Origin of the sequence: Parabacteroides sp. AM58-2XD, from assembly GCF_003463685.1 — a bacterium.
Classification (GTDB): Bacteria; Bacteroidota; Bacteroidia; order Bacteroidales; family Tannerellaceae; genus Parabacteroides; species Parabacteroides segnis.
In genome coordinates, this window is record NZ_QSDP01000020.1 from 25,790 (window position 1) to 48,287 (window position 22,498).

Annotated in this window: 22 protein-coding genes and 2 pseudogenes; 15 read left to right on the forward strand and 9 right to left on the reverse strand. The window is 45.2% G+C overall.

The annotated features are described in order from the left end of the window. Nucleotides 1–3 precede the first annotated feature (3 nt). The 8 genes from DXA15_RS06820 to bioD all read left to right on the forward strand — a co-directional run bounded on the left by DXA15_RS06820 (nt 4) and on the right by bioD (nt 7,778). Nucleotides 4–1,665 (forward strand): peptide MFS transporter, encoded by a 1,662-nt coding sequence (locus DXA15_RS06820; RefSeq protein WP_128133531.1) that lies wholly within the window; start codon nt 4–6, stop codon nt 1,663–1,665. Nucleotides 1,666–1,678: 13 nt separating this feature from the next. Then, nucleotides 1,679–2,083, forward strand: a complete 405-nt coding sequence (locus DXA15_RS06825) for a hypothetical protein (RefSeq protein WP_128133532.1) — start codon at nt 1,679–1,681, stop codon at nt 2,081–2,083. Nucleotides 2,084–2,095: 12 nt separating this feature from the next. Beyond that, a complete protein-coding gene (gene bioB, locus DXA15_RS06830) occupies nt 2,096–3,076 on the forward strand; it encodes a biotin synthase BioB (protein ID WP_128133533.1) in 981 nt (326 codons plus the stop codon). 13 nt (nt 3,077–3,089) lie between these two features. Then, nucleotides 3,090–4,367, forward strand: a complete 1,278-nt coding sequence (bioA, locus tag DXA15_RS06835) for an adenosylmethionine--8-amino-7-oxononanoate transaminase (protein WP_128133534.1) — start codon at nt 3,090–3,092, stop codon at nt 4,365–4,367. Nucleotides 4,368–4,552: 185 nt separating this feature from the next. Further along, nucleotides 4,553–5,692 (forward strand): 8-amino-7-oxononanoate synthase, encoded by a 1,140-nt coding sequence (locus DXA15_RS06840; protein ID WP_128133535.1) that lies wholly within the window; start codon nt 4,553–4,555, stop codon nt 5,690–5,692. Continuing rightward, nucleotides 5,689–6,348 (forward strand): DUF452 family protein, encoded by a 660-nt coding sequence (locus tag DXA15_RS06845; RefSeq protein WP_128133536.1) that lies wholly within the window; start codon nt 5,689–5,691, stop codon nt 6,346–6,348. Before DXA15_RS06840 ends, DXA15_RS06845 begins: the two co-directional genes overlap by 4 nt. Continuing rightward, nucleotides 6,324–7,085: a malonyl-ACP O-methyltransferase BioC gene (gene bioC, locus DXA15_RS06850; protein WP_128133537.1), complete on the forward strand. Its 762-nt coding sequence runs from the start codon at nt 6,324–6,326 to the stop codon at nt 7,083–7,085. Before DXA15_RS06845 ends, bioC begins: the two co-directional genes overlap by 25 nt. A gap of 3 nt (nt 7,086–7,088) precedes the next feature. Continuing rightward, on the forward strand, nt 7,089–7,778 hold the full coding sequence (bioD, locus tag DXA15_RS06855) for a dethiobiotin synthase (RefSeq protein ID WP_128133538.1): 690 nt from the start codon (nt 7,089–7,091) through the stop codon (nt 7,776–7,778). A gap of 54 nt (nt 7,779–7,832) precedes the next feature. Here bioD and DXA15_RS06860 read toward each other — a convergent pair whose 3' ends face one another. From DXA15_RS06860 to DXA15_RS06885, 6 genes and pseudogenes are all read right to left on the reverse strand, one after another. Beyond that, entirely contained in the window at nt 7,833–8,267 is a 435-nt protein-coding gene (locus DXA15_RS06860) for a YkvA family protein (RefSeq protein ID WP_128133539.1), read from the reverse strand. Nucleotides 8,268–8,333: 66 nt separating this feature from the next. Further along, on the reverse strand, nt 8,334–9,506 hold the full coding sequence (gene araJ, locus DXA15_RS06865) for an MFS transporter AraJ (protein WP_128133540.1): 1,173 nt from the start codon (nt 9,504–9,506) through the stop codon (nt 8,334–8,336). Nucleotides 9,507–9,573: 67 nt separating this feature from the next. Further along, nucleotides 9,574–10,461 carry an outer membrane beta-barrel protein gene (locus tag DXA15_RS06870; protein ID WP_128133541.1) on the reverse strand — a complete coding sequence of 296 codons (888 nt, stop codon included), beginning with the start codon at nt 10,459–10,461 and terminating at the stop codon, nt 9,574–9,576. A gap of 20 nt (nt 10,462–10,481) precedes the next feature. After that, nucleotides 10,482–10,954: pseudogene (locus DXA15_RS06875) on the reverse strand (hypothetical protein). A gap of 12 nt (nt 10,955–10,966) precedes the next feature. Then, nucleotides 10,967–11,494, reverse strand: coding sequence for a hypothetical protein (locus DXA15_RS06880; RefSeq protein ID WP_128133542.1), 528 nt, complete (start codon nt 11,492–11,494; stop codon nt 10,967–10,969). Next, on the reverse strand, nt 11,491–12,000 hold the full coding sequence (locus DXA15_RS06885; protein WP_007659067.1) for an RNA polymerase sigma factor: 510 nt from the start codon (nt 11,998–12,000) through the stop codon (nt 11,491–11,493). Before DXA15_RS06885 ends, DXA15_RS06880 begins: the two co-directional genes overlap by 4 nt. Before the next feature lie 97 nt (nt 12,001–12,097). Between DXA15_RS06885 and DXA15_RS06890 the strand changes: the two genes are divergently transcribed. From DXA15_RS06890 to DXA15_RS06910, 5 genes are all read left to right on the forward strand, one after another. After that, nucleotides 12,098–12,778 carry a response regulator transcription factor gene (locus tag DXA15_RS06890; RefSeq protein WP_128133543.1) on the forward strand — a complete coding sequence of 227 codons (681 nt, stop codon included), beginning with the start codon at nt 12,098–12,100 and terminating at the stop codon, nt 12,776–12,778. Between the two features lie 4 nt (nt 12,779–12,782). Next, on the forward strand, nt 12,783–14,051 hold the full coding sequence (locus tag DXA15_RS06895; protein ID WP_128133544.1) for a sensor histidine kinase KdpD: 1,269 nt from the start codon (nt 12,783–12,785) through the stop codon (nt 14,049–14,051). Nucleotides 14,052–14,117: 66 nt separating this feature from the next. Continuing rightward, nucleotides 14,118–14,558: a PepSY-like domain-containing protein gene (locus DXA15_RS06900; protein WP_128133545.1), complete on the forward strand. Its 441-nt coding sequence runs from the start codon at nt 14,118–14,120 to the stop codon at nt 14,556–14,558. A gap of 24 nt (nt 14,559–14,582) precedes the next feature. Next, entirely contained in the window at nt 14,583–15,428 is an 846-nt protein-coding gene (locus tag DXA15_RS06905) for a PepSY-like domain-containing protein (RefSeq protein ID WP_128133546.1), read from the forward strand. Between the two features lie 123 nt (nt 15,429–15,551). Beyond that, entirely contained in the window at nt 15,552–16,001 is a 450-nt protein-coding gene (locus tag DXA15_RS06910) for a PepSY-like domain-containing protein (RefSeq protein WP_128133547.1), read from the forward strand. A 76-nt stretch (nt 16,002–16,077) separates the two neighbouring features. On the opposite strand, the gene DXA15_RS06915 is transcribed toward DXA15_RS06910, so the two are convergent. The 3 genes and pseudogenes from DXA15_RS06915 to truA all read right to left on the reverse strand — a co-directional run bounded on the left by DXA15_RS06915 (nt 16,078) and on the right by truA (nt 18,373). Then, nucleotides 16,078–16,710, reverse strand: a complete 633-nt coding sequence (locus DXA15_RS06915) for a DUF3256 family protein (RefSeq protein ID WP_128133548.1) — start codon at nt 16,708–16,710, stop codon at nt 16,078–16,080. A 10-nt stretch (nt 16,711–16,720) separates the two neighbouring features. Further along, entirely contained in the window at nt 16,721–17,617 is an 897-nt protein-coding gene (locus DXA15_RS06920) for a DMT family transporter (RefSeq protein WP_046145102.1), read from the reverse strand. A gap of 5 nt (nt 17,618–17,622) precedes the next feature. After that, nucleotides 17,623–18,373: pseudogene (gene truA, locus DXA15_RS06925) on the reverse strand (tRNA pseudouridine(38-40) synthase TruA). A 122-nt stretch (nt 18,374–18,495) separates the two neighbouring features. On the opposite strand from truA, the gene DXA15_RS06930 reads away from it, so the two are divergent. Together DXA15_RS06930 and DXA15_RS06935 are read left to right on the forward strand one after the other, a co-directional pair. Beyond that, nucleotides 18,496–20,094 (forward strand): aspartate:alanine exchanger family transporter, encoded by a 1,599-nt coding sequence (locus tag DXA15_RS06930; RefSeq protein ID WP_128133549.1) that lies wholly within the window; start codon nt 18,496–18,498, stop codon nt 20,092–20,094. 116 nt (nt 20,095–20,210) lie between these two features. Continuing rightward, on the forward strand, nt 20,211–22,328 hold the full coding sequence (locus DXA15_RS06935; RefSeq protein ID WP_199676248.1) for an HRDC domain-containing protein: 2,118 nt from the start codon (nt 20,211–20,213) through the stop codon (nt 22,326–22,328). Nucleotides 22,329–22,498 lie beyond the last annotated feature (170 nt).

A 22,498-nucleotide genomic window follows, 5' to 3' on the forward strand; every position in this document is an offset into this window, starting at 1 on the left:
TCTATGTTTGAAGGACAACCTAAAGGTTTATACGCGTTAGCCTTAGCGAATACCGGCGAGCGTTTCGGGTATTACACGATGCTCGCAATTTTTACTTTATTCTTACAAGCTAAGTTCGGCTTCACAGCCGCCGAGACATCGACCATCTTCGGTTCTTTCTTAGCAGCAGTGTATTTTATGCCACTCATCGGAGGTATCCTTGCCGATAAATTCGGTTACGGTAAAATGGTAACAACAGGTATTGTTGTCATGTTTATCGGATATGTACTGTTATCTATTCCTACCCCTTCCTCAACCGGAAAAATATTGATGTTCGGTGCTTTAGCCCTGATCGCCTGTGGTACAGGTTTGTTCAAGGGGAATTTGCAGGTAATGGTAGGTAATCTGTATGATGCTCCTGAGTATAAAGCTAAACGCGATACTGCTTTCAGTATCTTCTATATGGCTATCAACATCGGTGCCATGTATGCACCTACGGCTGCTACACTGATCACAAATAAGATGTTGAGTAAAGCCGGATTCACTTATGTACCGCAACTACCTTCACTGGCCCATCAATTCCTGAACGGAACGATTACCGAAGAAGGGGCAACAACCCTGAGCGGCTTACAGGCAGCCCAGAACTTTGTTGGTGATACAGCAACTTTCTGTACAACTTATATTGACAAACTATCAGAGGCTTACAACTATGGTTTTGCTATTGCCTGTATCTCTCTGATCGTATCCATGTTGATCTATGTAGTGTTCCGTCCGACATTCAAGCATGCCGATTACAACTCTAAACAGGCTAAACCGGCTAATGTACAGGAAGAAGAACTGACACCGGAACAGACAAAAGCACGTATCCAGGCATTGTTGCTGGTATTTGCCGTGGTTATTTTCTTCTGGATGGCCTTCCACCAGAATGGTTTGACACTGACATTCTTTGCGCGTGACTATACTGCACAAGCCGTGACGGGATTGGATCGTTTAGGATTCAATATCGTGAACCTTACTTTCCTGCTGGTTATTGTTTATGCAGGATTCTCTTTGTTCCAGTCAAAAACAGGCAAAGCAAAAGGAATCTCAGGGCTTGTCCTTGTCATCATGCTTGGCTTACTGGGATGGAGTTACAGTTCTATGGATCCGACAGTTGGTATCCTGCCGCAGATATTCCAGCAGTTCAACCCGTTCTTTGTAATCGTGTTGACTCCGGTATCGCTGGCTGTATTCGGATATCTGGCAAAGAAAAAGAAAGAGCCGTCTGCACCGCGTAAGATCGGTATCGGTATGGTGATTGCAGCCTGCGGTTTCCTTATCATGGCGTTGGGTTCTTTAGGATTGCCTACTCCGGCAGCTGTTGAAGCAAACGGTATCTCTGCCGATGTTCTGGTTTCGCCGAACTGGCTGATATCGACTTATCTGGTATTGACTTTCGCTGAGTTATTGCTTTCACCGATGGGTATCTCCTTCGTATCGAAAGTAGCACCTCCTAAATATAAAGGTATGATGATGGGAGGATGGTTCGTAGCTACGGCTATCGGTAACTATCTGGTGGCTATCATCGGTTATCTGTGGGGCGGAATGCAGTTGTGGATGGTATGGAGCGTATTGATTGTATGCTGTCTGCTGTCGGCACTGTTCATCTTCTCTATCATGAAGCGTCTGGAAAAAGTAGCTAAATAATAAAAGCTAACAGATGAAGTTGCAGCAGACATATCTCAAACAAAAGACTTTCCGGTTCAAAAGATGGAGCCGGAAGGGGTATGCTGCATTCTTCAGTCTGGGCAGGGCTGTTACAATCGGGCAACTTTCTTCCAATGTGGCAGAAAGATTCCAGGTTAAAAACGGTTCCAATCATTCGTCTGTATTATTGACCGGACAAATCGGCCCGGAAGAAGCAAAGAAAGAGACTGAACTTTTGCAGGAGCAACCGTGTGCGGAAGCTATATCGTGGCTTTCACAGATGTTACTTCTTCTATTCTCTTTACAGACGGTAAAACAGACATCGGCAGCGGGTTCGTTCGCCTACATTATTATATGTATATATCCTAAAGCGGGAAGTTTCAGTTATGCTGAGACTTTCCGCTTTTCTATTTCATAAAAGACAACCAATATGATTGAAACACTTAAACAGATTGTTATTGAAGGGGGAATCATCAATGAGGAACAGGCCGTCGCCTTATCCCAATCTCCCGATAAAGAGGCTTTATATAAGGCCGCCCATCAGATCACACGTCACTTCATGGGAGATAAATTCGATACCTGCTCCATCATCAATGCCAAAAGTGGGAATTGCAGCGAGAACTGTAAATGGTGTGCACAGTCCGGACATTATAACACAGTCGTCGCCCTGTATCCCTTACTACCGGCCGAAGAATGTGTTCATCAGGCACTACACAATCGCCAACAGGGAATCGAACGTTTCGGATTGGTTACCAGCGGCAAACGTCTATCGGACGGAGAGATCAGGAAGTTGACAGAAACCGTCCGCTATATCAAACAAGCAAGCGACATCAAATGCTGTGCTTCCCTTGGTCTTTTGAATAAAGAACAGTTAAAAGAGCTGCGTGAAAGCGGTGTCGAAAACTATCATTGCAATATCGAAACTGCTCCCTCCCACTTCCGTACCCTATGTACTACTCATACAATCGAGCAGAAACTCGAAACAATCCGTATGGCACGCGAAGAAGGTTTCCGCATCTGTTCCGGCGGTATCATCGGCATGGGGGAAACAATGGAACAACGTATAGAGATGGCCCTGTTACTCCAAAAAGAGCAAGTACATTCCATCCCTTTAAACCTGTTACAACCGATACCGGGAACTCCGCTTGCCGGTACTCCCCAATTATCGGAAGAAGAGTTTCTTACGACTATTGCTCTATTCCGTTTTATCAATCCGGAGGCTTACCTCCGTTTCTCGGGAGGACGTTCACTGTTGAGTAAAGAGACACAACGGAAAGCCTTATATATAGGTATAAACGCAGCTATTATCGGCGACCTGCTGACAACCATCGGCAGTCGGGTAGAGGAAGACAAAATACTCTTTACCGAGGCCGGCTATTCATTAACAGAAGAAACCGACTGGGTCGGATAACACATACAGATTTATGACAACAGAAGAATTACTGCAATACGACAGGGAGCATGTATGGCATCCCTATACCTCGACAATCGACCCGCTTCCTGTCTATCCGGTAGCCGGTGCAGAAGGAGTGAATATCATTCTGGCAGACGGCAGACGCCTGGTAGACGGAATGTCGTCCTGGTGGGCAGCCGTTCACGGATATAATCATCCGGTCCTGAACGCTGCCGCTAAAAAGCAATTGGATAAGATGAGTCATATCATGTTCGGTGGTATTACACATGAACCGGCCGTCGAGCTGGCCCAAAAACTACTGGCAATCCTTCCTCCGGAGATGGAAAAGATATTCTTTGCCGACAGCGGTTCGGTAGCCGTCGAGGTAGCGATGAAGATGGCTATCCAATACTGGCAATCCGAAGGGAAAACCGGGAAGCATGCATTTGCCACAATCCGCAGCGGATACCATGGAGACACCTGGCATGCGATGTCTGTCTGCGACCCTGTCACAGGCATGCACGGGATATTTGCCGGCAGCCTTCCCGTTCAATACTTTATTCCTCAACCTTCCGTAAAGTTCAATGAAGAATGGAACGAAGATGCCATGGCTCCATTAAAAGATTTGCTGGAACAACATGCCGATGATATCGCCGCCCTGATACTGGAACCTATCGTACAGGGAGCCGGAGGAATGTATTTCTACTCACCGACTTTTCTGATTCGTGCCAAAGAGTTATGCGAACAATACAATGTATTGCTGATCTTTGATGAAATAGCGACCGGATTCGGCCGTACCGGAAAACTCTTTGCCTGGGAACATGCAGGTGTCGTACCGGATATCATGTGTATCGGCAAAGCCCTGACCGGAGGATATCTGACACTCTCGGCCACGCTGACTACGACACGGGTGGCTACTACCATCTGCTCCGGTAAGGCCGGTTGCTTTATGCATGGCCCGACCTTTATGGGAAACCCGCTGGCCTGTGCTATCGCCTCCGCTTCCGTCTCCCTGCTTCTGGAAAGCGGATGGAAAGAGAAGGTCAGCGCCATCGAAGCACAACTTCGTAAAGAACTGGCGCCGGCAGAATCTTTTGAGAATGTAAAGGAAGTACGGGTACTCGGAGCCATCGGAGTGATTGAAATGAAAGAACCGGTCAATATGGCAATCCTGCAACGTCGCTTTGTGGAGGCTGGCATTTGGGTCCGCCCATTCGGCAGGTTGGTTTATTTGATGCCGCCGTTTATTATCCGACCGGAAGAGCTTACGGTTCTAACTTCGGGGGTATTGAAGTGTATTAAAGAATAAGTAATGAAGTAATTTTAGAAAAAGGTGAGCTATCCCGTTCCCGTGCTTGACACGGGATCGCAAAGGCACAGACCGTTTCCTATAATATCTTTTGATACCTCCAGTTCTCTTGCGGCCCCGTGTCAAACACGGGGACAGGATAGTTCACTTTTGATAAAAACTGAAACATTCATTTTCAATAAACAATGAAAGATTACACTCTGATATTAAAACAATTAAATGAAGCGGGGAACCTGCGTAGCTTGCCGGATATCGTTCATACCGGCAACCGGATAGAAAGAGACGGGCAGGTCATGCTTAACCTCTCTTCCAACGATTACCTGGGATTGGCGTCCCGCACTGATTTAAGGGAGGCTTTCTTTGAAGAATGGAAGGAAAAAGATTATCCTCTCTCCTCCTCCTCCTCCCGCCTGCTGACCGGGAATTTTACGGTATATACGGAATTGGAACAGTTGATGGCCGAACGTTTCAACCGGGAAGCTGCTTTGCTTTTCAACAGCGGTTATCATGCCAATACCGGAATACTGCCGGCTTTGGCCAATAAGCAAACCCTCATCCTTGCCGACAAACTGGTACATGCCAGCATCATCGACGGGATACTGCTCAGTGGCGCCCCTTTCCAACGATACCGCCATAATGATTACAATCAGTTGGAAACATTATTAAAAAAGAATGCCAATCAGTACGAACAGTTATTTATCGTAACAGAAAGTATCTTTAGCATGGATGGCGACGTTGCGGACCTCCGCCGCCTGGTAGAACTGAAGAAAAGTTATCCGAATGTCTGCCTCTATGTCGACGAAGCTCATGCAATCGGTGTCCGCGGCAAAAACGGTCTCGGAATAGCCGAAGAACAGGATTGCATCCGCGATATAGACCTGCTGGTCGGTACTTTTGGTAAAGCACTTGCTTCTATGGGTGCTTATGTAGTTTGTAGCCGGACCATCCGGGAATATTTGGTCAACTGCATGCGTCCACTGATATTCAGTACCGCCCTGCCTCCTGCACAGATAGCCTGGACACGTTTCATCTTCGAACGACTTCTGGAATTTTCCTCCCTGCGTGAAGAACTCACCCTGACAAGCCATCTGCTTTCCGATGCCCTCGAAGGCAAAGGAGGAGAAATCAGCGAAAGCCATATCATCCCTTATATAATCGGAGAAAATAACAATTGTATCAGCAAAGCCGAAGAGTTACAATGCAAAGGCTTCTATTGTCTCCCCGTCCGTCCGCCCACGGTTCCGAAAGGAACGGCACGGATACGCTTCTCATTGACAGCGGATATAACCACTGCGCAACTCACCCAACTGATAAAAGAAATATGAAAATAGAAAAACAAATCAATAGCTCCTATTCCCGCCTGCTCCTCTTCTTTGCTGGCTGGTCCGCTTCGCCCGAATCATTTACCGGACTGAAAGCAGAGAATGGAACGGATATCATGCTCTGTTATGATTACAGGGACATGACATTCCATGAAGACCTAAGCAGCTATAAGGAAATCCATCTGATTGCCTGGTCTATGGGAGTGCGTATGGCAGAACTGGCTTTAGCCGGGAAACACGCACTAACAACAGCAACCGCCATCAACGGCACGCCCCGGCCGATAGACGACAACTTCGGTATCCCGGAAAACATCTTCCGGGGAACACTCGACCACCTGACAGCCGAAGGTATGAAACGTTTCAACCGCCGAATGTGCGGCAGCCGGGATATACTCGCACAATACGAGAAATTTCCTGCCCGCCCGCTGGAAGAGGTTAAAGACGAGCTACAACATATTTACAATCTTTGTAACGGCCAATCAATGACAAATGCAGACGACACGACATCTATACAATGGACACGTGCCATTATAAGCTCGGACGATCATATCTTTCCGGCTGCCAATCAACGCAACTACTGGAACGGACGTTGTCCGATAACAGAAATCACAGCACCTCATTATCCTTTTTATTTATGGAAACAGTGGAACGAATTATAACCCGCTTCAGCCGCGCGCTGGATAGTTACGACCTGCATGCCGATGCACAGCAACAAATCTGCCGGAAACTCACCGGTATATTATCGCGTTACACCGGCATCCATTTTCAGCGTGCCCTTGAAATTGGTTGCGGAACGGGCGGTTTCACCCGTCTTTTGAAAGAAAGTTGCGTAATCGACGAATGGTATCTGAACGATATCTGTGACGGTTGTCGGGAGAAAGTAGCCTCTCTGTTCCCCGGACAGTCACCACTCTTTATCGCCGGAAATGCGGAAGAGATCAACTTTCCCGGCCGCTTCGACCTGATCGCATCCGCTTCCGCCTTTCAATGGATGAAGGAACCTGTACAATTCCTTCATAAACTGGCCGGAATGCTTTCGCCCAACGGAACTTTACTGTTCAATACCTTTGCTCCCGGCAATTTAGCGGAGATCAGGCAATTGACCAGCAAAGGTTTAACATATCCTTCAGGCGAACTGCTGACGGAATGGTTGGAGGAAGATTTTCATCTGATTCACTTAAGAGAAGAAGAAATAATCCTCACTTTCGATACACCGCTCGATGTGCTCCGCCATTTAAAGCATACAGGGGTAACCGCTACCGGCGACGGCACCTGGACACGCGGCAAACAAACAGATTTCTGCCGGGATTATCAGGAACTGTTCCATACAAATAACAATCAGGTAACACTCACTTACCGCCCGCTCTATGTGCTGGCAGTAAAAAAACAAGCATAAAAAATGAAAGGAAAAGTCTTATTTATTTCAGGCATCGACACCAATATCGGCAAAACCTACGCCACCGGTATCCTCGCCCGCGCCCTGGCCGAAAAGGGCAAAACGGTTATCACCCAGAAGATGATACAAACAGGTTGTACGGAAGTATCGGAAGATATTGAAATGCACCGGCAGTTACAGAATATCCCCTTCACCGAAGAGGATAAGGCCGGCCTCACCTGTCCTTACATCTTCACGTATCCCTGTTCCCCGCACATGGCTGCCGAACGCGACGGACGCACCATCGACCTCGCGACCATCACCGAAGCGACACGTAAGTTACAGGAGAAATATGAATATGTCCTTCTCGAAGGTGCCGGCGGACTGATGGTTCCGAACGATTTCAACTCGCTCACCATCGATTACGTAAAAGAACAAAATTATCCGGTCCTGCTTGTCACCTCCGGAAAACTGGGAAGTATCAACCATACCCTGCTCAGTCTTTTTGCCTGCAAACAATATGGAGTAGAAGTAAAAGCGCTGGTCTATAATCTGTATCCGGAAATAGACAAATTGATTGCCGATAATACGATGGAGTATCTCACCCAGTATCTTGAAAAGGAGTTTCCAGGGACGGAACTGATTACATTAACTGAACAAAAACAAGGAATAGCTTCAAATATCAACATTGAGTTCTTTATCTCACGAAGCTGAGTTCTTTATCTCACGAAGCTGAGTTCTTTATCTCACGAAGCTGAGTTCTTTATCTCACGAAGCTGAGATGAAAGACTCAGCTTTATGAAAGAAGCTACAGGTTATCCGTTCCCGTATCTCCGATACCCGGGCATTGGCACGTGCCTTGATTTCAGGAGTGATACTATCTTTCACCAACTTCAGAACCAATGTCATTACGGCAATATCATCCGTAAAACCGATAACAGGCAGGATACCGTCCGGAATCAAATCAATCGGCAGGATAAAATAACCGAGGGCACCGACAATATAGGCTTTATGCTGGAGAGAAACTTTATCGTCCTGCAACATATAATAAAGTGTAAACACCGGTAATAACACAGTAGCTCCCACCTTTTTGGCTACCCGTTCAACCTTTTTCCAAAAACGGTTATCCGAATAATAGGTTCCGTATTTCTGCACTTCGTGTACCTCTTCAAAAGGGACATCTTCAATTCTATTTGTACTCATACTCGTTGTTTTTACCAATCGGAGCAGTTCACAGACTGCCCCTTCCTACCAACAAAGATACTAATTTTATCCAGCCATGCAAACCTTCATCTTCCGCTGTTCATACTTCCGGCTAAACCAGCTAAGCAACAGGAACCCGGCAAAAGCTGAAGCGGCACCCGGAAGGGCAGCATACTGATAACTATATCCCGCCTCGATAGGCAATCCTCCGCAATAAGCCCCCAGCGCATTCCCCATATTGAACGCAATCTGAACGCTGGCAGCTCCAAGCATCTCACCGCCCTTTGCATTTTGAATAAGCAGGAGTTGTTGCGGTGCCGATACGGCAAACAGGCAAGCAGTACCTATACACATCAGGATAACGGACAGCCAGGGATTAACAGCACAAACGAAAATAAACACCAGCGTCAGGCACATTACCCCTTGTGTAACAGCCGCCACACGTCCCGGCGTATACATATCGGAAAGACGACCACCCAACAGATTACCGATACACATCCCTAATCCGGCCAATACCATAATAATAGTCATATCGGCTGCCGGAAAACCAGAAACCTGTGTAAGCATCGGTGTTATATAGCTGTATAAACAAAAGAAACCGCCATTACCGAACATCGTAGCAAAAATCAACAACCACGGCGCCCGGTTCCGGAGAAAACGGAACTGTCCCTTAAAACCGTTATCCGGCAAAGCGGCAACATACGGCACCCACCGCCAGATAAACCAAAAGACAACGACTCCCCAACAAGCCGCACTGAAGAAGGTGGCTCTCCAGGAAATAGCATGGCTGATATAAGTCCCGAGCGGAACAGCCAGCAGATTAGCCACCGTCATTCCCGAAATCATAATTGCCACAGCTTCCGACTTCTTCCCCTCCGCAGCCAGCCGTTCTGCCACAATCGACCCGACACCAAAGAAAGCGCCGTGAGGCAGGCCGGAAATAAAACGCATAGCCATCATCGTCCAGTAGTTAGGCGACAACGACACAAACAGGTTTCCAACGATAAAAATCGTAACCAGAACAAGAAGGATTTGCTTCAATGGCCGCGTACGGGCCAACAGTACCAACAAAGGAGCACCGGCACAAACACCCAGCGCATAAGCCGAAATAAGATGCCCGGCCTCCGGAATCGAAATGGCCAGATCACGAGCCACATCGGGCAATATCCCCATCATTACAAACTCGGACAAACCGAGCCCCAGCGTTCCAAACGCCAGGGCGATAAGACTTTTCTTCATAACCGATAACCTAAACTTTTCGGCCGCAAAGTTAATATATCAAACAGAGATATTGGTTAAAATTATGTTATAAGTGTAACTGCAACCCGAAAGAAACCGGATGAAGGGCCGGTCCTTTTTTACTCTCAAACATTTCAATAGGCGAATACTTGAAGTAGGCCCCTATGCAGCCGACACCCGCTTGAAAAAGAAGGTCCATCGTAACAGGACGAAGGTTCATGCCACCATCCATTTTCTGTTTCCGGGTCTTTCCGCGCTCGTCATCGTAAACGACTTTGGAAGAAGAGGTTGTCTTGATAACCCCAACTACACCGCCGGAAACGAAGAAACGGGGTTTATGTCTTTTCTTCGGTGTCTGCCATTCGAGCAATACAGGGATGGTAAGGCTGGTCATATTCAGTTTACTCTTTTTATAAACAACACCTTCGGGAGCAGGAACCAGCTGGGTAACGCCATCCACCTCCTGAAAATGAGCGTTTTCATCTATACGGTAACGATTCCAGCGCAGGCCGGCACCGGTCACCAGCGCCCAGTTATACCGGGAGAATGGAAAGCTGAACTCCATAAAATTCAGATTATATTCCAGCGATTTCCCTTTGCGCAGCGAAACATCGTCTCCATCGAAACTGTTGAAGCCCATACCGAAGCCGGCCCAGTGGGCGGAAAAGTCCCTGTCCCAGGTGGGAACAGGTATATTCAACGTCTTGATATGTTTGCGGCGTTCGTAACTTTGCCCGTCACGGTAGTGCCCCTCAAAAACCATTTCATCATCAACCGCTTCACCATTTTCATCCAGTTCATATACCCGCACCTTCATCCGGTCACCATTATCTTTGACTTCTATACGTTTCTTTTCCAATGTGATAACCGTATCGGCCGGCATCGGTTCTACTTCTGCTGCCAGCAAACCCATCACGGGGAGACAGGCTGCCATAATCAGTATTAATCTTTTCATCTTCATATAGTTTTATTCGTTTATAAATCTTTTTTAGTGAACAGGATAGTAATCAAATCGTCACTATCCAGATCTCCTTCGATATAGACCAGGGTTATCACGCCTTTTGCATTGACTTTGAAAAGGACAAAACGGTTTATATCAGCCTCCTTACCCGGCAACTGGTAATAAGCGGAAATCACGCCGCCATCGTCGGTCACTTCCTTAATCTTACGGGCGCCTTTCTGGTCTGCCTCCAGACACTGACGGGTGAAACGCAAGGCTTCCGGATCATTCTTGATCGTAATGCTCTTATAGCGGGTCATGCCGTATGTCTCGAGCATTTCGTTGGAAAGTTCCACCATCGTTACATTCTTTTTACGGCCGTAACGCTGGAAAACATCCTGTATCTTCAGGTCTTTCTGCAAAACCTCAGCATCTGTTGCCCCTACTCCGGCAGGAAACAGCATAAGGCTGCCAACCATACTAATAATGTGTATTTGATCTGTTTCATCGCAACAAGTTTTTATTCGTCATCACTAAAAATGGAACCAAGTTCCTTTAATTGGTTATCTATGATCCGGCGGTCAGCCTCATCTTTATCTTCTTCGGGGAAATATTCGTCCGCAGGAGTGGCCACCTCATGCAACGCTTCAAAAGCCGAAGAGCGAACCTTATGGATATCGGTATAACACCGCCCATTTATCACTACATAATTATCTGAACAAAAACAGGGATCGGCCGGATAAAGCAACTGACTGATTCCCAAAAACACCAGCACACAAGCAGCAACTGCCGACAGAACATAAACCACCGATTTGCGATTCAACCGGAAACGCTTTTCCGGAAGTGCTTCGGGAGCGATCTCCGACCATATCTCTTCTGCCATATCCCTTTCAGTCGCAATCTCCTCATCGAAATAAGCAAACAAAGGTTTGTAGGCAGACAGGTTTTCCGGAACATTGTCTGAAGCGAAGAAACGACGGAGCTTCTGCTCTTCTTCCGCCGAAGTTTCTCCTTCAAAATACCGATTCAATAATTCATCTATATTCATAATTGCTCCTGTTTGTTTAATAATAAAAACTGTTCCCGTATCTTCTTCCTGGCTCTCGAGAGGTTGGAACGGATAGCTTCGACCTGAGAACCGGTTATCTCGGCTATCTCGGCTATCTCATAACCTTCCACATCTTTCATCCGAATGATGGTTTGCTGTACAGCAGGCAATTGGCTGATCAGTTGCCGGATACGGGCGGCGGCATCCTGTTGCTCCAACTGTTCGGCCGGCGAACGGTATCCCGAATCCAGCGACAGCGTCTCTATATCGGGACCTTCCGGCCGGCGGGCACGCAGTTTATCCAGAGCTAGATTCTTGGTAACCTGCATCGCCAGTGCTTCCACGCTATTGTAGCCGTCCAATTTCTCACGGATATACCACAGCTTCAAAAAAGCCTCCTGCACGATATCCTCGGCATCGGCCTTTTCCTGCATCAGTCTCAGGGAAAAGTTGATCAGCTTATCCCGGAGTGGTAAGACGGTTATTTTAAACGTTTCAAGTTCCATTCTGTTATTATGACGACAAAGGAAGGAAAACATAACACGAAAATTCCAGTTTTTTGCCAGAATTATTGCATAACTTTGTAAATAAATAAGATAGCCCATGAAAATTCTGATTGTAGAAGATGAAGATTCTTTGCGTGAAGTAATGATCCGTTCGCTTGAAAAGGAGCGCTATGTCGTGGAAAGTGCGGCCAACTATCAGGATGCTTTGCTGAAGATCAACGATTATGATTACGATTGTATCGTGCTGGATATCATGTTGCCGGGCGGTAGCGGCCTCCACTTGCTGGAAGAATTGAAGAAGATGCGGAAAAAAGATAGTGTTATCATCGTCTCTGCCAAAGACTCGATCGAAGATAAAGTGACCGGTCTCGATCTCGGTGCCGACGACTATCTGACCAAGCCTTTCCACCTGGCCGAGCTGAATGCCCGTATCAAATGCATCATCCGCCGGAAACAACAGGATGGCGAAATGCATATCAACCTGGCAAACATTACTGTCTACCCGGATCGCCATGCCGTATATATTAATGAAGAAGAACTGGTGTTGAACCGCAAAGAATTCGACCTGCTTTACTATTTCGTCACCAACCCCGACCGCCTGATTAGCAAAGGGGCACTCGCTGAATCTATCTGGGGAGATTATATCGACCAGGCAGACAGCTTCGACTTTATTTACAGCCAGGTAAAAAACCTGCGCAAGAAACTGAAGTCCGCTGGGGCGACAGCCGAAATTAAAGCGGTCTACGGTTTCGGCTACAAAATGGTAAACGAAGAATAATACAATGAAACTGATCCACTATATATTCCGCAATCTGTCGATTCCGTTACTGATCATCCTGACGGCCTGGGCCTGCTGTTTCTATTTCGTCATCATGCACGAGATAGACGACGAGACCAACGACAGCCTGGAAAATTATAAGGAAATCATTATCAAGAGTGTCCTTGCCGACAGCACATTACTGCGTGACCATGTCGACATCATGACCAAATATTATATCCGTGAAGTCCCGGAGTCGGAAGCTGAACTGGATAAAGACGAGTTCTTCGACTCCACCACCTATATCGAAATCGAAATGGAGTACGAACCGGTCCGCGTATTACGTACCTGGTTCATGACTTCCGACCGGAAATATTACGAGTTGACTATCGAAACTTCAACCCTCGAGAAAGAAGATATGGCCGAAGCAATCTTCTGGAGTATCATTATATTATATGTCAGCCTGCTCTGTTGTATCCTGCTGGTATCGCACTTTGTATTCAAATCCAGCTTCCGCCCTCTTTATACGCTCGTTAAATGGCTGAAAGAATACCGCCCCGGAAAACAACCGGCCCCATTGGTAAACGAAACCAAAGTGGAAGAATTCAAAATCCTGAATACGGCCATACAAACAGCCATGGAACGAAATACGGAAATGTATAACCAACAGAAGCAGTTCGTCGAAAATGCTTCCCACGAACTGCAAACACCGCTGGCTATCTGCATGAACAAACTGGAACTTCTCAGCGAAAACCCGGATTGTACGGAAGAACAGCTTTCCGAAATAGCTGGAATCAATCATACGCTCCGTGGAATTATAAAGATGAACAAATCCTTGCTACTCCTTTCACGTATCGACAACAAACAGTTTCCCGACACTTCTGAGATAGAGTTCAATAAGCTGATCGACAGACTCCTGCCGGATTTTAAAGAGATGTATGAATACAAAAATATACAGGTATCCTATACGGAAACCTGTTTATTAACATATACGATGAACGAATCGCTGGCTACTACCCTGGTCAGCAATTTATTAAAGAACGCGTTTATACATAATATAGAAAACGGAACAATCGCCATTACAATAACCAGCCGTACATTAACTGTTGCCAACAGTTGTGACAGCCCGAAACTGAATGAAGCGACTTTGTTCAACCGTTTTGAAAAACAAACGCATAAGAAAGATTCAACCGGACTGGGATTAGCGATCATTAAATCGATTGCTTCCATTTACGGGATAAATATAAAATATGAATATAATGGGCTGCATCAGTTCATTTTAACATTCAAATAATCATTTTTCCCAAATCTTTCCCAAATGTCACCTTTTCTTTGCAGTATAAATTAAAAGAAGAAAGTCATGAAAAAGTTCGGATTAATTCTGGTCAGCCTGTTATTATCAACAATGGCCATTTTCGCAGACAACGAGAAGATTACAAGAGACAAATCGGTATTGCCTTCTGTATGCCGCAACTTCCTGTCAGACTATTTCGGACAGACAGATATCTCGCATATAAAAATAGAAAGCAACCTGCTGGGAACAAAAGGATATGACGTGATCCTCACCAACGGGATTAATGTGGAATTTGACAAGTCCGGCGAATGGAAAGAGATCGAAGCGCGCCATGCCTCTATCCCTTTAGAAATCCTGCCTGCCAGAATAGCAGATTATATAAGGAAGAATTTTGCCGATAGCAAGGTTATCTCTGTCGACAAAGACACACGCGAATATGAAGTCAAGTTAAACAATGACCTTGAACTCAAATTCGACCGTAACGGTAACTTTAAGAAATTCGATTAACAAAACAACAAAAAGAAAATAAGTATGAAAGTAAAACTATCTATTTTAGCATTAGCATTGTGCGGTCTGTTTGCATTTACAAGTTGTGATGATGATGACAACTATCAGCCCGACCAAACCGTCACTAAAGCATTCGATGAAAAATACCCGGGTGTCGGTAAAGTAGAATGGGAAACCAAAAGTGGTTATGAGGTAGCCGATTTCCATCTGAGCGGAAATGATGCCGAAGCCTGGTTTGACAATAAAGGTAACTGGGTAATGACAAAGACAGAAATCAATTTCGGTCTGCTTCCTGAAGCTATCCGTTTGAGTTTGAGAGCTAATGAATATAAAGATTGGAAATATACAGAGTACGATAAACTCGAACGTTCAAATGCCGCCACAGTGTATGTCATTGAAGCGGAACAGGGCGAAAAAGAAGTCGACCTGTATTATACGGAAGACGGTGTGCTCATCAAAGTAGTCAATGACTCCGATGACGATCACAACAACTTCCAGCCTGTTATTATTCCCCAGGCGATTACAGACTCAATCAACAAAATGTATGCAGGTGCAACCATTCTGGAGTTCGACCAGGAAAAGAATGGTTTTGAAGTGGATATCCTCCATAATAATATCTACAAGGATGTTTATTTCAATACTGAAAACCAATGGATTTCTACAGAATGGGACATTACAAAAGATCAGGTTCCGGCAATCGTCATGAATGCTTTACAGGCTTCCGAATACAAGAATTATACAATTGATGATATTGATCTTATCGAAAAACCGGAAGGTACTTTCTATGTATTCGACCTGGAACAAGGAAATAATGATGTTGAAGTAACATTCGATTCCGAAGGCAATATTAAGAGTACCCAAAAAGATTAACTCTGTAAAAACGAACTTTGCATAGAGCGAATTTGTTTCTTACGAGAATAAACTACACGGATACGATGGCTGGACCTCCATTGTATTCGTGTTTTCTTTTATAAACAATTAAAATTAAACGTCATGAAAGAAAAACTATCTGTTTTAGCCATTCTCGTATGCTGCATTTCGCTGCTTGCCGGTTGTAATAACCATCAAAAGAAAGTAAACCAGACTGTCGAAGTCCCTCAGGTTTTCCGGAACTTTATCTCGACCAAATATCCGCAGGCAACCATCCTGAAACTCGATAAAGAAAAGAGCGGCACGGAAATCGATATAAAAGACAAAGGCATCCATAAAGAAGTATCATTCAATGAAAAAAACGAATGGGTTAGCACCCAATGGGATACCCGTCTTGAAGACGTCCCGGTCGTTGTGACGGACGAACTTGCCAGTTCCGCCTATAACCAATACAAAGTACTGGAAGTAGATGCAATCGAAAAACCAGCCGGTATGTTTTATATATTTGAACTGAAACAGGATAATAATACGGTAAAACTTACATTCGATTCGGAAGGACAGCTCATTGAATAAATCATCACACAGTGAAACAAAAAAATCAGCCGAGGTTTAGCTTTATCCAACCTTGGCTGATCTCTTTTTATTTGTCCTATTTAAAATGAAACTTCTCCCAGGTATACACTTTCGGAGCTTCTTTTATAAAGAGAGTTACTATCTTACGGTCTTCCTGGCTCAGATACTGAGGAGTTGTGTATGTTGCCGTTAATGTCAGATTTTCGGGACTCAAACTATATTGTATCAAATCCATATCCAAACGGGAAACAGCATCCAGAAAAGCCGTACTGTTTTTATCTGCATCTTCTTTGATAAACCAATCCGCCTCGACGGGAGTGAACAGGTCGGAAGCAGCCAAAGGTTCCCATTCCGTTGTAAAAAACTCAATCCGGCTGTCAGGTACCGGACCATTTACCGTTTTCACCATACAGATCACATTTGTATTATTCACCAACGGGAGCAATTTCATTTCTACAGTACTTCTGTCGGTAACCTGTAACAACAAATAATCGGAAGTAAGATTCTTCAACGCAGAAAAGCCATTCATCGTATTCTTCAAACGGGCCTCTTTACCCGATTTGTACAGATCGACCAGGTCCTTACGCCAGGCATCTTCCAGTTGCGGAATATTCTTATCCGGCATTGAAACAAATAATGCATCTATTTCCTGGGCTTCCACACCCCATGCAAAAACACAAATCAATATAGAAAAAATAAGTCGTTTCATATTCTATTGTCTATTTTGTCCCCAAATATAGGAATATCATTCCTAACAACACAAGGAATAAGTCCACAGCCTTGCTCTTTAAGTTTTTTTCATGGAAGAAGATCGCTCCGGCTACAAAAGTAACCAGTACATTGCTACGGCGTACCATGGATACGATCGAGATCATTGAATCTGGGAAACTCAAGGCATAAAAGTAAATCCAGTCGGCAATGATCAGGAATACGGAGATAAATACGATATTCCAGTGCCACACAAAAGGCGTACTCTTCTTACGCTGCGGATACCATAGTAACAACAGGATCGGCAACATGATCAGACACTGATAGACATTGAACCAGACCTGCACCGTCATCACATCCATACTTCCCATCAGATGCTTATCGTACAAGCCGCTCATCGCACCGGTTATTATGGAAATAATCGTGAAGAATATCCATTTGTTATGGGTAAAGTTTATCCCTTCTTTCTTTCCCGAAGAGGAAAGCATATAAAATGAAGCGATGGAAAGCAAAACCCCGATCCACTGATACAAATTCAGACGTTCCCCAAAAATGACCATCGCTCCGACCAAAGTAAGAACAGGCTGTGTGGCCTTGATCGGTCCCGTGATGGTAAGCGGCAGATGCTTCAATGCAAAATAACCGGATATCCAGGAAGACAACACGATCACCGCTTTGATAAATACAGCCACATGCGCCTCAAAAGAGACACGGGGAACATAAAACATAGTATCGTCCAGCACATTCGTACAGAACGATAAAAATATAAACGGAACGAAGATAAGGCTGCTTATCAACGTATTCAGAAACAATACCGGAATTACGGCATTCCCGTTCAGGGAAATCTTTTTATTTACTTCATAACATCCCAACAGGAATGCTGAGGCAAATGCTAGCGCTAACCACATGATGATTAAATATTAAAAATATTTTCAGGATATGTTACATCCACAAGAAAAAGTGCATGCCCCGGAACAGAAGTTCCGGCCTTGCATCTGTCTTTGGCCTCTATTACTTTACGAAAACCCTCTATCGTCAACTTTCCGCGTCCCACCTCCAATAAGGTTCCGACGATCGCCCTCACCATGTTACGCAGGAAACGGTCCGCCTGGACAGTGAATACCCAAACATCGCCTTCCTGTTCCCATCCCGCCTTATAAATACGGCAGTTATTCGTCTTTACATCCGTATGCAATTTGCTGAAACTGGTGAAGTCGATATAATCAAACAAGACCTTACATGCCTCATTCATCGCTTCAAAGTCCAGCTGACCGCTCATTCTATAAACCAGATCATAATTGAACGGATCTTTCCGGGTAGTTATATAATATTTATAGGTACGGGAAGTGGCGTCAAAACGGGCATGCGCTTCCGCCTGACCGGTACGATCCGGTAAACGGCAATATCTTTCGGAAGTAAACGGTTCAACTTCTCCGCCAGGAAAGGCAGGTCGCAACCGGTTCGCCCCAATCAAAATGGGCAACCATCAGCCGGGCATGAACACCTGCATCCGTACGTCCTGCACCGACAACCGGAACCGGCTGGCGCAGCAGTGTAGCCAGGGCCTCTTCCAGACATTGTTGTACAGTCACACCATTGGGTTGTACCTGCCAACCACTGAAATTCTTACCGTTATAACCTAAATAAATAAAGTATCGATTCACGTGCGGGATAATCTTCTTAATAATTCGCTGCAAAGGTAACAGAAATCTCGCCAGGAGATTGCCCATACATCCAAAAAAGTGTACTTTTGCGCTCTCAAATCTTCACAATAAAACTATTTGACATGTTTGCAACACTGCTTCAGTCTTCCTATTTTGCTCTTTTCCTGATCGTTGCATTAGGATTCATTTTGGGCAGAATACAGATTAAAGGTCTTTCTCTTGACGTTTCAGCCGTCATTTTCATTGCACTTTTGTTCGGTCATTTCGGAGTGATCATACCTAAGGAACTGGGTAACTTCGGTTTAGTGTTATTCATCTTTACCATCGGTATACAGGCCGGTCCGGGATTTTTCGATTCTTTCCGGTCGAAAGGGAAAACACTGATTATCCTCACCTTGTTAATCGTTGGTTCCGCCTGCCTGACAGGTTTGATATTCAAATATGCTTTAGGAATCGATACACCAAGCATAGTCGGACTGATAGCCGGGGCACTGACCAGTACACCGGGTTTGGCGGTTGCAATCGACACGACCCAGTCTTCCTCCGCTTCCATCGCCTATGGTATTGCTTATCCGTTCGGTGTGATCGGCGTGATCCTGTTTGTCAAGTTATTACCCAAAATACTTCGTATAGACCTGAATGCAGAAGCACAGGCTCTGGAAGCAAAAAGAAAAGGTAAATATCCCCCATTGCATACAGCTGCTTTCCGTATTATTAACAGTAATATTTGCGGCAAAACACTAGCACAACTGCAATTGCGCAGCATGACAGGAGCCGTCGTCTCCCGTATCAAGCATAACGAAAAAACATCTATTCCCACAGCACAAAGTGTTCTGAAAGAAGGAGATTTGATCAAAGCCGTCGGTAATGACAAATCACTGGAACAACTGGAAATATTGGTAGGCGAACGCATCAAAGGGGATCTCCCTTTCAACAGTACACAAGAACTTCAGTCTATGCTTATTACTAATAAAAACGTAATAAATAAGACATTAGGATATTTAAACCTGCAAGGAACTTTCAACTGCACGGTAACCCGCGTCCGCCGAAGCGGTATCGACCTTCCTCCCGAACCGGATCTGGCACTAAAATTCGGTGACAAACTGATGATTGCCGGAGAAAAAGAGGACTTAAAAGAACTTGGACAGCTACTCGGAAATGATGAGAAAAAACTTTCGGATACCGATTTCTTCCCGATTGCCGCCGGTATCGTACTGGGCGTATTGTTCGGAAAACTGAATCTGTCGTTCTCCGATTCATTCTCGTTCTCTCCGGGACTAACGGGAGGTATCCTGATGGTGGCACTTGTTTTAAGCGCAATCGGAAAAACGGGCCCGATCGTATGGTCCATGTCAGGTTCAGCCAACCAGTTACTGCGTCAGTTAGGGTTGTTATTATTCCTGGCGGAAGTCGGGACATCAGCCGGCGTTAACCTGGTATCCACTTTTCAGGAAAGCGGATGGACGCTGTTCGGTGTCGGCATGGCAATCACGATGGTCCCGATGCTTATCGCTTTAGGATTCGGTTACTGGGTCTTTAAAATCAATATCCTTGACCTGATCGGCACCATCGCCGGAGGTATGACCAGTACGCCCGGACTTGCCGCAGCCGACTCTATGACAGACAGTTCCGCACCGAGCATTGCATATGCTACTGTTTATCCGATTGCCATGGTTTTCCTGATCCTGTTTATCCAGCTGATCGCAAACCTGATTGTCTGATAAAAAAGGAACAATAAAAAAAATGCGCTTGTTAGCTTGATTTTTAGCTTATAAGCGCATTTTTCACGTTTTTTTATTATATATTTGCAGATACCATAAACAATAGATCTATGATGATGCAAATGAACCAACAATTTGACCTTGCCTTCAACTTCTTACAGAATACAGGTACTCACCTTTTTCTGACAGGTAAAGCCGGAACAGGAAAAACAACGTTTCTGAAAAGACTTAAAGAAGTTTTCCCAAAACGTATGATCGTTGTTGCTCCCACAGGTGTAGCCGCCATCAACGCAGGAGGTGTTACAATCCATTCATTCTTCCAGTTACCGTTTGGTCCTTATCTCCCCTCGGCAAGCAGGGAGGCAGACCAGGCAAAAAATTTCACGAATAAATTCAGCCGGGATAAGATTAATATCATCCGAAGCATGGATTTACTGGTGATAGATGAAGTCAGTATGGTACGAGCCGACCTGCTGGATGCGATCAGCGACGTACTTTGCCGCTATAAAGACCGGACAAAACCTTTCGGTGGTGTACAACTATTACTGATCGGCGATCTGCAACAGCTGGCACCTGTTGCTAAAGACGACGAATGGAACTTATTGAAAGAACATTATCCGTCCACCTTTTTCTTCGACAGCAAAGCGCTTTCGGAAAGCAATTACTACTGCATCGAACTTACCAAGGTGTATCGCCAAAATGACAGTACATTCATCTCCCTGCTGAATAACATCAGGGAAAACAGATTCGATGAAGAAACATTAAACAGTCTTAACCAGCGATATATACCCGATTTCGCCCCGGACGACCAACAAGGATATATCACACTTACAACACATAATTATCAGGCACAGCAACTCAACAACCGGAAGTTAGCCGAATTGCCCGGTAAGTCATACACCTTCAATGCCGAAATAAACAACGACTTCCCTGAATACTCTTATCCAACCGATAATCAACTGGAACTGAAAAACGGAGCCCAGGTTATGTTCGTCAAAAATGACTCTTCCGGCGAACACCGGTACTACAACGGTAAAATCGGTAAAATCGTTTTTATCAACCCGAACAAAATAACGGTTGTCGGAGAAGACGGCAATGAAATACAGGTAGAAAGAGAAACCTGGACGAATGTCAAATATACGATCAATCCGGACACCAAAGAAATAACAGAGACGGTTGCCGGTACTTTTAGCCAGTATCCGCTGAAAACAGCTTGGGCGATCACGATCCATAAAAGCCAGGGCTTGACTTTCGAACATGCCATCATCGATGCCTCGGCAGCCTTTTCACACGGCCAGGTCTATGTGGCACTCAGTCGCTGCAAAACCCTGGAGGGATTGGTTTTAAGCAGTCCGATCACCCGCAACGCGATGATCAAGGATATGAGGATACAGGAATTTACCAGTTCCGTCACCGACAAACAACCGGGGAAAGAACAGTTGGAACAGGCGCAACAGCAATATTACCTGGAACTGGTTATCGAACTTTTCAATTTCGCCTCCATCCAGCAACGCCTGCAATATGCCGCTTATACGGTATATGCCCATTTACAGAAATTATATCCGGAACTCAACACGCAATATGCCAACACCCGTGATGCCTTCCGTTCCGTAATAACAGAAGTAGGCGGACGCTTCCAACAGCAACTGACGCGCATGATCTCCGGAAACCCCGATTACCAACAGGACGAAGCCATCCAGGAACGTGTTCGGAAAGGAGTAGCCTATTTCATCGAACGTATCGACAGCCTGTGTACATCTCTCGAGGAAAACTCCGCTGTCGAAATAGATAACAAGGAAAGCCGAAAAGCGGTGAACAATGCGATCAGCAAATTTACGGAAGAACTCCATTTAAAGCAGGAGACGCTGAAAGCATGCGTAGACGGTTTTTCTGTCGTCCGCTATCTATCCGCCAAAGCAAAAGCGTCCATCGAACCGCCCGCATCCGCTAAAAAACGTTCCGAACGTTCTTCGCAGCCAGCCAAAGTGACTGTTTCGAGCGACGTTCTTCATCCCGAACTCTATAACAGCATTAAGCGGTGGCGCTATGAGCTGGCAACAGAAAAAGGGTTGCCTCCTTATACAATCCTTCAACAGAAAGCATTGCTTGGTATTGTCAATACTCTACCTTCCAATTCACGCGAATTGCTTGCAATCCCCGGAATAGGGAAAAAGGTAATCGAAAACTATGGTAGTGTACTGCTGGAACTTGTTGAAGAATATAAGAAGCAATAGAACAGAATCACTATTTTGCACCGACTATCATAATGGCTATTTTTTGAGCTTATTTTATCACTTTAGATACAAATAAGCTCAAAATAAAAACAGACACATCTCACAGGAAAGAGCTTCCAGATAGATTGATATTACATTTTTTAACACGAAGTAAAGGTTTATCATTTTGA